General features: G+C 52.1%; 10 protein-coding genes. 4 read left to right on the top strand and 6 right to left on the bottom strand.

Features of this window, described 5'->3' with window-relative positions; all coding sequences use genetic code 11:
* Positions 1-3: 3 nt before the first annotated feature.
* From B5D58_RS02460 to B5D58_RS02450, 3 genes are read right to left on the bottom strand one after another with little or no spacing between them, the layout of a single operon-like run.
* Positions 4-399: a c-type cytochrome gene (locus B5D58_RS02460; protein WP_011111536.1), complete on the bottom strand. Its 396-nt coding sequence runs from the start codon at positions 397-399 to the stop codon at positions 4-6.
* Positions 396-1,094, bottom strand: coding sequence for a c-type cytochrome (locus B5D58_RS02455; protein ID WP_143023672.1), 699 nt, complete (start codon positions 1,092-1,094; stop codon positions 396-398). The genes B5D58_RS02460 and B5D58_RS02455 overlap by 4 nt, the downstream gene beginning before the upstream one ends.
* Positions 1,095-1,122: 28 nt before the next feature.
* Positions 1,123-2,181, bottom strand: a complete 1,059-nt coding sequence (locus B5D58_RS02450) for a multicopper oxidase domain-containing protein (RefSeq protein WP_078737642.1) — start codon at positions 2,179-2,181, stop codon at positions 1,123-1,125.
* Between the two features lie 233 nt (positions 2,182-2,414).
* Here B5D58_RS02450 and B5D58_RS02445 point away from each other — a divergent pair, with 233 nt between their 5' ends.
* Positions 2,415-2,870, top strand: a complete 456-nt coding sequence (locus B5D58_RS02445) for an RrF2 family transcriptional regulator (protein ID WP_011111539.1) — start codon at positions 2,415-2,417, stop codon at positions 2,868-2,870.
* On the opposite strand, the gene B5D58_RS02440 is transcribed toward B5D58_RS02445, so the two are convergent.
* Both B5D58_RS02440 and B5D58_RS02435 read right to left on the bottom strand, forming a co-directional pair.
* Positions 2,867-6,841 (bottom strand): translocation/assembly module TamB domain-containing protein, encoded by a 3,975-nt coding sequence (locus B5D58_RS02440; RefSeq protein WP_011111540.1) that lies wholly within the window; start codon positions 6,839-6,841, stop codon positions 2,867-2,869. The genes B5D58_RS02445 and B5D58_RS02440 overlap by 4 nt on opposite strands.
* 1 nt (position 6,842) lies before the next feature.
* Positions 6,843-8,747, bottom strand: coding sequence for an autotransporter assembly complex protein TamA (locus B5D58_RS02435; protein WP_234988969.1), 1,905 nt, complete (start codon positions 8,745-8,747; stop codon positions 6,843-6,845).
* Positions 8,748-8,797: 50 nt separating this feature from the next.
* On the opposite strand from B5D58_RS02435, the gene B5D58_RS02430 reads away from it, so the two are divergent.
* From B5D58_RS02430 to uvrC, 3 genes are read left to right on the top strand one after another with little or no spacing between them, the layout of a single operon-like run.
* Positions 8,798-9,451, top strand: coding sequence for a uracil-DNA glycosylase (locus B5D58_RS02430; RefSeq protein ID WP_011111542.1), 654 nt, complete (start codon positions 8,798-8,800; stop codon positions 9,449-9,451).
* 16 nt (positions 9,452-9,467) lie between these two features.
* Positions 9,468-9,656 carry a tautomerase family protein gene (locus B5D58_RS02425; RefSeq protein WP_011111543.1) on the top strand — a complete coding sequence of 63 codons (189 nt, stop codon included), beginning with the start codon at positions 9,468-9,470 and terminating at the stop codon, positions 9,654-9,656.
* 15 nt (positions 9,657-9,671) lie between these two features.
* Positions 9,672-11,486, top strand: coding sequence for an excinuclease ABC subunit UvrC (gene uvrC, locus B5D58_RS02420; protein WP_011111544.1), 1,815 nt, complete (start codon positions 9,672-9,674; stop codon positions 11,484-11,486).
* 409 nt (positions 11,487-11,895) lie between these two features.
* Here uvrC and B5D58_RS02415 read toward each other — a convergent pair.
* Positions 11,896-12,280, bottom strand: a 385-nt coding sequence (locus B5D58_RS02415; RefSeq protein WP_234988967.1) for an integrase core domain-containing protein, incomplete at its 5' end; no start/stop codon positions are given.

Below are 12,280 nucleotides of genomic sequence, written 5' to 3'. Positions count from 1 at the left end.
TTTTTATTGATCTGAACCACATTTGCAGACATGACGTAAATAAGCCGCCAGCTGATTGACTTCTTCATCACTGAAAACGCCCCCCCAGGCAGGCATCAGCACCGATTTGTTTGCAGCCAGCCCTCCCTTTTTGATCACATCGATGATTTCACTGTTGGGTATGTCGCCCATGCCCTTGGCATCACTGTGATCACGCGGCTGAACGGACATAAAGACGCTGTTGACACCGTTGCCATCCCGGTTCACACCATGGCACTGGGTGCAGTAAGTGTCATACAGACGCTCGGCATGCTCGAATGAATCATCACTGGCGGCAGCGGCCGGTTCCATGAAGGCAAGCAGTGAAATCAGACCAATGCTGGTCAGCCATGAAAAAGAAATTGAATTACGGCTATTCATTTTTTATCCTCCTTTGCGCTCAGTTGTACGATATAGCTGGTAAGTTTTTGCAGATCTGCATCAGAAATATCGAGTTTCGGCATCCAGACACCTTTGTCTATTTTCTGTGGATCCTTGATATAGCTGTAAATGAAGTCGGGTTGCAGACGCTTGCCCGCAGTCGCCATTTCCGGGCCGGATAACCCTCCTTTTCCGGGAACGGCCGAATGGCAGGCGGCGCAACCGCGCAGTTTATTGAAGTACATGGCGCCCATCGACATGGCAACTTTCTGATCCTTGAAGGCGCCTTTCTCGATCAGGCCATCAGGATCGGTTAACGTCATCAGTGCATTGGCAGCTGCTTCGGCATCCTTCCTGGCCAGTTTGGGGTGAGGGGCAAGGGATGACTCATCCACCACGTCCTCCTTGGTGCCGGGTTTGACATGCTTGCGATAGAATTCACCGGCCGGGCGAATCTTCGCCGGGTCCTGCAGCCACTCCACCAGCCACTCCTTGTTGAATTTATTTCCGGCGTAGTGGAGATCAGGCCCTTTGCGCTCCCACAGCCGATCCAGAGAATTACTTTCCGGCTTGGTCAATGCATGGCAGGAAGCGCACTTTGATTGAAGTACGGCTGGCACATCTGCCGCATGAACGGCAAGTGACGTTGCGAAGAAACTCGCACCGATTGCTGCAAACAAGTAAGGTTTCATCATTTTCTCCTTTGGTTTGTTGTGTTACACATCATTCCTCGATGGGTTCTCCTTTGAAGACTTTGGAGTTATGCATTCCAAGATCTTTTTTCAGAGATTCTTCGTAATAAAAATCCGGTACAAACTTTTTGTCTTTCCATACATAGAAGGGATGATCGATTCCGACTTCCTCGTATTCAATCGTCGTCATGATTCCTCCATCGGGCTTATCTCCGTTGGTGGTGTGCGTATCGACATGGTCGTGAATCATCCACAGACCCGGGTTATCCATATTGAGGATGACGTCGTAACGTTCACCAGGCCCGATGAGGACGGTATCGCCTTTGATGGGTTTATCCAGCGGGAATCCATCCTTGAACGCTATTTGTGAAATGTGGCCATGGGTGTGAATGGCGTGAACATGATCGCCTGCACCAATGAGTCGCAATCTGATGACATCCCCTTTCTTGACTCGTATCGGCTGTGTTTCGGGAAAGGATTTGGCGTTGATCGTGTAGTAATCGAAAACATCTCCCGGAATACCGCCTTCACCCGGTTTGTTCGCCCAGGATGACACCCAGTCGGACAGCATCAGGATGTAATCCTTGGTCACCGTTTTCTCGATCGGGAGAGGATTCTTGGGTTCCACGATGAGAGGGCCCCACATGCCGCGCATGGTGACATGCTCGTTGACATTGACATGGCAGTGGTACCACATGGTACCGGCGGGTTCCGCCTTGAATTTATAGGTGAACGTATCACCGGGCTCTATCGCATGCTGAGTGGCATGAGGAACGCCATCGCTCTGCCAGGTGCCGCGCTGGAGCATGCCATGCCAGTGAATCGTGTGTGGCAGCGTGGTCATGTTGGTCACATTCACGGTGACATCATCTCCTTCCATGACATGGATGAGCGGTGCAGGAACCTGGCCATTGAAGGCAAAGGTGTGGAAATCTCTTTTGCCGACCAGAACGATGCGTGTATCTTCAATGGATAAATCGAATTCACGTTTTTCCGCCTGGCTGGTCAGAGGAATCAGCGCCAGCACGATCAGCATCAGAATGATGTGGGTAAAGCGGTAAGACGAAAATAACGAGATTGAATTTTTCATAAAAACAGTCCTTTTGGTGTATATTAGATACATCTTTTTCTGCACGAAAGACCTTTAAATACAGTCATATTTAACTTCTTCGGTGATCATTAACCACCTCCTCTTAAAGATATATTATTAATATATCTTTTGATGGATTTTACCCGTTCGATTCAGATTGTCAACCAGTCGGGCAGAAATAAAAAAGTGGGGATATACTTGTTAACCCCCACTCAATAAATGGGTAATACTTCATGAGACTGACGAATTACAGCGATTACGCGTTACGCATCCTCACTTATCTCGGTTTGAAAAGAGAGGAATTGTCCACCATTACGGAAATTGCGGATTGTTACGGTATTTCGCGCAACCATGTCGTCAAGATCGTGCATCACCTTGGCCAACTGGGTTATGTGGATACACTGAGAGGAAAGAATGGGGGCATCCGCCTGGCTCACGCCCCTGAGAAAATCAATATCGGTGAAGTAATACGTCATACAGAAACTTCGATGGATATCGTCGAATGTTTCAGTAATCAGAATTCATGCATCATCGGTTGCAGTTGTGTGCTGCGCACAGCCATTTCGGAAGCACTCTCCGCGTTCATGGCCGTGCTGGACGACTATACGCTGGCTGATCTGATAGCGCCCAGACGTCAGCTGAGCAGAAAGCTGCACGTCATGCAGATATCTGACAGCCTGTCTGATTAATCGAACTGAAAGTTGTAGAACAGATCGACCGAACTGTCATCACCTGCCCGGGTGACGACTGAAACACGGGGGAATAAACTGTAGGTCAGCTTGGCAATACCGGCAGAAGCGGAGGTCAGGCCACGTTCATAACTCAGATAGGCACGTGATGACAACCGCTTGCCGATGGTACCGACCTGGTTAGTCAAAGATCCACCCGCCTGCTGCCGGATCGAGAAATCATCGATCCCCATTCCTTGCGTAATATTTTCCAGAACGCTTTCATCGGTACCTCCAAAGATACTTCCAGCTGCATTCAGCAGTAACGCATTATCCAGACCGCTTTTATCGGCCGGGCGTCCCAGCACGATCCAGGATAATTTCTCGGAATCGGGTACTTCCGGTTGCGATACCAGTTTGATTTTGGGATGCCTTACTGTACCGGTAATTTCCACACCGGCCTCCACTCGCATCCCACCCCGCACGGCCAGCGCATTGACGCTGCTGTCCTGGGAAGGCTGATCGATCACGTCGGATGAACCCGTATCGAAATCAGATTCCTGACTGGTGCGGACAGCGAGAATATTAAGCCCTGGATTATCGAGCGGCCCATCGAAGTTGACGATTCCGCGCCGAACCTGCAACCGCTGGCCGTAAGCTTCAAAACGGGTATCACGCGTGGAAATGGTGCCGATAGCGCTGAGCAGTTGATCAGGCTTGCTGAGCAGATGCAATTGTCCGGCCAGCCGTCCTTCCAGTCCGGAGGCACGCAAAAAGAATCGTTCTCCCAGATCAAGGATTGCATCCAGATTCACTTGCATGGCGGGTGATTCCGGCTCGGCTTCGGTCTTTCCACTGATGACGACATCATCGGCCAGTTCCGGCCTGCCGGCTGCGGGCTGCTTGATGAATCCAACATCGGTCATGATTTTTCCGGTGATATCGAGCGCCTGTTCCTTGAAACCAATGACACTGTTGCCGGAAACGACGATCCAGCGATCCGCCTGCTGCGCGATGGGCAAATGATCGAGTTCAACCGTCAGATGACTTTGCTGATTATGAATATCCAGGCTGCCATGGGCATTCAATTGGCCGGATTTCCGGGATAGTTTGATATTTTTGAGCAAGCGATCTTTCGACGGTTTTTCGAGAGGCGCAGTAAAATTGAGCGTTTCAAGCCGTAACCTATCCTGGTTGAAATCCACGGCCAGCCTGCCTTCCTTCAATTGCAATCCCTGATCCAGCAATGCAATCGTCAATTCATCCCCCGTCATCCTGCCCTGCAATTCCGGCTGGTCGAGTGTCCCTGCCAGGCTCGCCTGCGCAGTCACCCGGCCTTCACTGCGCAGATTATTGTTCAGTGCCGGACCAATCCAGGCCAGATCAGGCAGATTCAACTGCAGATCTCCCTTTAACGGTGCATTCTTTCTGATTTCCCAGGTGGAACCGGTTGATTGCAGTGGCACGCTGACCCGGGCAGTCGTTTCACCCACATGCTTTCCGCGAATGGTCAATTGCCCATTCAAACCATTGTTCTCCGCCTGAAGATCGAGCAGGAGCGTTTGCAGACCCAGTGCAAATGGTGTTTCTGTCGGCAGAATGAAATCTCCTTTCTCCCGCTGTATACGCAAATGCCCGGCCAGTTGCCGGTCAGCTGCAAGCTGCCAGTTTCCCCTCAGCTTCAATGGTTCAGTATGTTCGGATGAGAGATCGCCCGATTTTAGTGCAATCCCGGTGAAATTACCTTGTGTGGACCATTGTTTAGGTGTCCAGCGTGCATCCTGGATGTCGATTTCACCTGCTGCCGCCATTATCCGGGTATGTCCCAGTGCCACTGTCTCAGGACTGATCTTGATACTCGGTTGCGTCACCAGATCGAGTGGTACTGATCCTGTCAGAGATAGCTTCTCGATCACACCTTCCCACTGTTTACGCGAAGTATCACCGGATCCCCTTGCCAGAAACTGCACTTCTGTCGCCTGATCGATCTGGCTCGTCAGTGACAACTGATGCTGAGCCTGTGTACCGCTCAACCCGAGTGACAGCTTCTGCAGATGGGTTTGTGACCCCTGCTGGTATTCTCCCGTTTGGAGATCGAGCTGGAGTGCAGTTCCGCGCAGGTTTCCGCTGGCCTTGAGGTGTGCGAGCCGATGTTCCTCACGAAAGCCGACATGATTCGAATCGATCTCGAATGTGATATCCGGATGATCGATGGCACCCCCCAGTTCAACACGGGAGTGAATATCGCCCTGCAGTCCAAACCCGATCTGCGCCAGTTTGGGAGCAGATAACACCACTGCCAGACGATCCCCGGGATTACCCAGCGCTCCTTTTATTTCGAGCTGATTGTCACCCAGGCGCAGATGGGTATCACTGCGTATGTGAGCAGGCTGCTGCAGTACGAGGCTACCCTGGCCGGAAACAAGTTGATTGGCGAAACGACTGGGTTCAAACATAAAATCGATATTGGCAGCAGGTTGTAGAGCCAGCTGGCCGGCCAGATTGAATGTCGCATTCAGATTGGAGGGTGGTACATCGGCAAAGGCAGAAACATCGAATTGCCTGAGCAGCCCCTCAAAAGTGAACGGTTGCGACTCATCCAGTTGCAATGTGCCATGGCCGGACATACTCGAATCCCCTCGCACCAGATCGAGTTTCTCGATAGTAATGGCCGAGGCCGTGCGCACCAGGGCCATATCCATATTCAGCCGCAAAGCCTCATCGCGGAGCTTGATCGATCCTTGCTGAGATTCCTGATTGCCATCGAAATGCAGGTTGCCGGACAGCTTTGCCGGGCGCAGGCTGCTTTGCAGATCAGTCGGGTTCAGTCGTCGGACATGAATATCCGCCTGCCCGGTTTTCGTACTGATCTGCCAGTTGGCCTCCCCTGTCAGGCTGCCTGGCACTTCCTCCCGTTCAGACAAGCGCAATGCAATATCACTGAGCTGTATTTTGTCGTGGGTCAGATCGAGCAGCATATGGGCATTTTTCAGCGGTATGCCGTCCTGATCCAGCGGGCGTGCCATCGCATTACTGATGGTGATATGGCCGGTGAGTTGCTCTGCCTGCTTTTGTGCCAGCTGGCTGCTGAAACTCAGATCGGCTTTGGGCAAATCAGAAGAAAACACATTGAGATCCAATCCGCTCACCACCAGATTGGCTTCCAGCAACGGTAGTGCATCAAAAGGGTGTATGGTGAAATTACCTTTCCCTGCCAGTTTCCTGTCTGCTATGGTCAGCGCTGCTTGTATCTGCTGCAGATTGCCGCCCAGGCGAACAGCCGCATAACCAGCGGGCTCACTGCTGGTATTGGCAACGTTGGCCCAATTATAAAAAACCAGTTGTGAGGCCAGATCAAAGGGTGGATGTATCCCGATTTCCAGGTTGCCTGCTATTTTTCCCCATTCCAGACCGAGTGCCAGCGTTTGTAGATGATGGCGCTTGCCATCACTATCCAGCCGCAAAGCGAGATCGGTCATGACGATATCCGGCTGGTCGTTACCCAGTGTATAGCGCTTCAATGACCGGATACCCAATTTCTCGATCACCGCATCGACAGGGAGTGACAAATTCTCCGGCAGAGTAACGGGTTCCTCCTCCTGCTCAGAAGCAGCACTATGTACCTCGACTGACCGGATCATCAGTGTTTCGATATGCAGTTTTCCGGTCAGTAACTGCCGGGGCTGCCAGCGGAAAGTCATATCTTCGACTCTGGCGGTTAGTTCATCACTTTGATAGGCAATCATCCCGGCGTGAACGGTATGATGCAGACTGCCGTTCACCCCCGAAAATGTCAGTGCCCCTCCCGTGGCTTGAGAAGCAATCATCAGCAACCAGTGCAAACCGGCAGATGTAAAGATCAGCCAGTAGAAACCGCTGGTCACGGCCAGCACCACTACTGTCGCTATCCCCGCCAGCCATTTCCTGAGTCGTCGTGGAGGCTCTGCTGGAGGCTGTGGTGTGGGGTTCTCGTTCTCTGTGTGATTGTCCATATCAGAATGCCACTGCAATGGAGAAATGCAGTCGTAATGTTCCGGTATCATGTCGTCTTGCCAGATCCAGCGCAAAAGGGCCGGCAGGACTGCGCCAGCGTGCGCCGATACCATACCCTATTGCCAGATCGAATTGCTTCAGGCTGTCCGCTGCATCACCCACATCGGTAAATACTGCCGCTCCCCAGTCATTCGTAAGCCAATGGACGTACTCTGCCGTGCCGGTCGCAAGAACGCGTCCGCCAACGATTGCATCGCCTTCACGCACGCCGAGACTCAGAAAATCGTACCCGCGGATGGATTGAATTCCCCCGGCGCGGAACAGGTATTCCTGCGGGATTCCCTGACGCGATGAAGCCAGGGTGTAACCGGCTTCGGCACGAAAGTAGAGCGTATCCCGCCGGCCGATCGGCAGCCAGTGCTGATGTCGCAGATAGCTGCGAATGAAATCCTGATCCGACAGGACATAGCTGGAACCCCCTCCCAGCCGCACTTCCGAAACAAAACCGCGACGAACATTCACTGGATCATCGATGTCGTGATAGCGATACCATAAATCCAGCGCCAGGGTTTCATTTGTGGTTTTCGGTGCGCCAGAGGGTTCCCGCTGTTCGCGCTGCCAGTTGACACCCACCTGCAGGATGGAATTGGCGGTTGTCCGTATTCTGGAAAAATCTACCCGCTGATTGAATGTTTGCAGATTCTTGATATCGGTCCTTTCGACGCGCACGCCCGATGAATACTGGAAATGATTGGCATCGGGCAGGGTATCCACTCTTGTCGAGAAAGTCTGGCGTTTTTGTTCCAGACGCAACAAGCTGCTCAGATTCCAGGCACGCCCGAGAAAATTGTAGTCACGATAATTGACTTCACCGCGCGCACCATTATTGGAGCTGTAGCCAAGACCCGCGCCAATGTGTTTGGATTGTGCCTCAGTCAGTGTGACGATGACCGGTACAGCTTCATGTTGCATGGGATCCGGTTTGACGGTGACCGCTGCCGCATTGAACAGCTGGCTGTTTTGCAGTGCGGCCTGAAAAGCAAGTAACTGTTCCCGACGATACGGGTCACCAGGGCGGAAAGGCACACTGTTCTGAACCACATCCGGCTTGTAACGCTCCAGTCCGGTAATCTGCAGCTCACCATAACGGAAAGCCGGGCCGGAATCGATGGTGATCGACAACGTTGCCTGGGCGGTATCCGGATCCACTTTTGCCTGGCTCTCGACGATGCGGGCAGTGGCAAAATCCCTGTTCGCGATGCTGGAAAGCAAAGCAGATTTGGCATCTTCCCAGCGTGCACTGCGGAACACCTTACCTGGCGTCAGTGGCCACTCAGCGCGCAGCTGCTCTGCCCGGGCACGGTATGCGGGTTCATCCGCGGCCAGTGCTCCCTGGAATTCGATCGTTACAGCAGCTACGCGCGTGCGCGGGCCTGGTGTAATGCGCAATTCGTACGCCTTGGCTTTGGCTTTGCCGTTTCCTTTTTTTTCGTCGAATTCGATTTCAGGGGTGAAATAGCCTTCCGTTGCCAGCAGCTCGATGGATTCCTGCCTGATTTTGCGTGCATACGCTGCCTGATCGATTTCATCTCTGAACGGTTTTGCCGGTAAGGTCATGTGTTTCTCCAGCAGCTTTTTGAGGGAGGCAGGCGCAGTGATCGTCACGTCGACCGGATCCGGCTTTTTTTCCTTTTCATCAGCGGCAGCGGCCAGAACAGTGCCGCACCACAACAGATATAGCATACAGCATGACAGCAGCACAGCCGGCCACCTGTGCCAGGTTCGTCCGAGTACCCTGCCCGACCATTTCACATGGTCGTGATAACATTTGAACGTATGCCGCAAATGCAGGCTCCATTTGGTTGAAGTACCGGTGCAGACTTCAGTTGCGGAAGCAAAATTCATAAATAACTGCCTGCCGGTAAGAGATACCCATTTTACAACAAAAGGATTCCATGACCGTATCAAGCCCGTTTCAGCCGGATTGTCGCGATTGCCCGCGACTCGCGCAGCATCTGGATCAAGTCAAAACCGATTACCCTGATTACCATGCCCGGCCGGTTGCCCCTTTCGGTGATTCTTCAGCAAAATTACTGATCGTGGGTCTTGCACCGGGATTGCATGGTGCCAACCGGACTGGCCGCCCGTTCACCGGTGATTATGCCGGGATACTTTTATACCGGACATTACACAAATTCGGCTTTGCCAGCCACGATGAATCAGTCAGCGCGGACGATCCGCTTCATTTGACTGACTGCCGAATCACCAATGCCGTCAAATGTCTGCCACCGGCAAACAAGCCTCAACCGGCAGAAATACGGCAATGTAATGCTTTTCTGGCAGTCGAACTGGATAATTTTGCGAGAAATGGCGGGCAGGCGCTGCTGGCACTGGGAACTATCGCTCATCAGGCCGTGCTGATGGCACTGGGATGTCGCAATGCCGATTTTCCCTTCAGCCACGGTGCAATTCATCGTGTCACAGAGGAACTGAAGCTCTATGACAGCTACCATTGCAGTCGCTACAATACTCAGACCAGACGCCTGACCGAAACCATGTTTGAGCAGATTTTCGACAGGATTTGTCAGGATATGGCTGCAACTCAATAAACAACAGGAGAATAAAATGCCTTATGTCAACATCCGGCTGGCCGGTACATTGACCCGCGAACAGAAACAGCAGATCGCCACTGAAATCACCGATACGCTCGAACGTATCGCGCATAAACCCAAGTCCTACACTTATATCGCGTTTGACGAGCTGCCGCATGAAAGCTGGGCGATTGGCGGCAAATTACTCGGTGACGATAAATAATGGAGTACTCTGCCCTTGCCGGATGCACATTTCGACGGTAAAGCATTCGTTCTGACACTGCCCGCCCAGCCGGGCGTATATCGCATGCTGAATGCGGCAGGTGATGTGATTTATGTAGGTAAAGCCATCGATCTCAGGAAAAGAGTATCGTCCTACTTTCAGAAATCCGGCCTGTCGCCGCGTATTCAGCTCATGGTGTCGCAGATTGCGGGGATCGAAACAACCGTCACCCGTTCCGAAGCAGAAGCACTGCTGCTCGAAAACAATCTGATCAAAAGCCTTGCGCCTCGCTACAACATCCTGTTTCGGGACGATAAATCCTATCCTTATCTGCTGCTGACCCGGCATATTTTTCCCAGGCTTGCGTTTTATCGGGGTGCACTGGATGACCGCCATCAGTATTTCGGCCCGTTTCCGAATGCGGGTGTCGTCAAATCCAGTATCCAGTTACTACAGAAAGTGTTTCGCCTGCGTACCTGTGAGAACTCGGTATTCGATCACCGCACACGACCTTGCCTGCTTTATCAGATCAAGCGCTGCAGCGGGCCTTGTGTCGGGCTGATCACACCGGAAGCGTATCAGCAGGATGTAAAAAGTGCGGCCATGTTCCTGCAGGGCAAACAGGATGAAGTGCTGAAAACGATCGAACAGAAAATGTTCACAGCATCCGATCAGCAGGATTATGAACAGGCTGCACAATTGCGCGACCAGATGCAGGCATTGCGCAAAATCCAGGAAAAACAGTTTGTCGATAGCGGCAAGGCACTGGATGCGGATGTGATCGCGTGTGCAATTGAACCGGACAGCCACGCGGTTGCCGTCAACCTGGTCATGATCCGCAGCGGGCGTCACCTGGGCGATAAAACCTTCTTTCCGCAAAACGTGTATGAAGCAGATATCAGTACGGTGCTGGAAGCATTTGTCACTCAACATTATCTGAACCGCAGTGTTCCCCCGCTGATCATCCTCGGTCAGAAAATCCGGGTAACACTGCTGCAGAAGCTGTTATCCGACCAGGCCGGGCATAAAATCACTCTGACGACCAACCCGATCGGAGAACGGCGCAAGTGGCTCGATATGGCAGCCGAAAATGCGCAACTGGCGCTGCAGCAGATGCTGATCCAGCAGGCCAGCCAGGAAGACAGACTGCAAGCCTTGCAGGAAGCATTGAATCTGCCTGGCCTGGCGCGCATCGAATGCTTCGATATCAGCCACACCATGGGAGAAGCAACGATTGCCTCCTGCGTGGTGTACGACCGTTTCGCCATGCGCAATGGTGAATACCGCCGCTACAACATTACCGGCATTGTGCCGGGAGATGACTATGCAGCAATGCGCGACGTGCTGCAGCGGCGCTATGCAAAACTTGCTATGGAGGAAGGAAAACTGCCTGATTTGATTCTGATCGATGGCGGTAAGGGACAAATCAGGGTTGCCAGTGAAGTGATGATAGAACTGGGGCTCAATGACATTCCACTGGTAGGCGTTGCCAAGGGAGAAACACGCAAACCCGGTCTGGAACAACTGATTCTCCCCTGGCAGGAAGAAGCACTGCACCTGCCGGATGACCACCCTGCTCTGCACCTCATCCAGCAGATTCGCGATGAAGCACACCGCTTTGCCATCCAGGGGCATCGCGCAAAGCGCGCCAAAACCCGCAAAATCTCCACACTCGAACAAATCTCCGGTATCGGTACGAAGCGCCGTCAGAGCCTGCTCACCCGCTTTGGTGGTCTCAAAGGAGTAAAAAACGCCAGCATCGAAGAATTACAGCAGACAGAAGGCATCAGCCGGTCACTGGCAGAAAAAATCTACCGGGAATTGCGCTAGAACGAAAACAGGCACCACCGATTTTCGGCAAAAAGTAAGCATTCACGCCTATCCGGCGTACCACCACCGAATGAAGTCATCCCGTATGCCTGCGTCATGACAAGGCACCGGCAGGTTCTTCCGGAAACCTGGCTGATTAAATTTATATAAAAACGCTTGACTTCTATCACCCATATCATTAATATCACAAATGAGATTGCTTCTCATTATCTCTCCTTCTCTCTCTCGGAGCAATCTCAACCCCTCCAAATCCCGGGCGGATTGTCCACCCGTCCGGGATTCTTCTTGTTTATCTGATATGCAGGGAAATTTTATCTACCTGAGGTTCCTCGAATACTTGGTTAGCCGTCATTATTTTGACTCAGGAGATATTTCCGTAACTGCATTTCCTCCCTCATGACATGAAGTATCAGCACGATATTTCCCTCATCTCTGTAAAAAATCCGACATGGGCTGCAGATAACCTCACGGTATCGAGACATCGAAAGACTGAGTAACTGTTTAGTCCCACTTTGTGATGGTATGGATTGATGATAAAACGTTCAGGTTCGTTTTGCCAGCATTTGATGATGTATTCGTAAGGTGTGAGTCCTCGTAAGGTTTTGAGTCGCCTGGCGAAGTTGTAGGCATTCAGGAAGCTGTAAAGATGCTCTCGCAACTGTTGATGATTTTCATAATGATAGCGTTTGACGGTTGCTTCCTTGAGGGTGCGGTTCATGCGTTCGACTTGACCATTGGTCCAGGGGTGATTTGGCTGGGTCAGGCGATGTTCCGTACCATTTTCCAGGCAGACA

This window comes from Nitrosomonas europaea (assembly GCF_900167395.1).
GTDB lineage: Bacteria > Pseudomonadota > Gammaproteobacteria > Burkholderiales > Nitrosomonadaceae > Nitrosomonas > Nitrosomonas europaea.
Note: the sequence above shows the minus strand (reverse complement) of the source record. Positions and strands in the feature narration are given on the sequence as shown.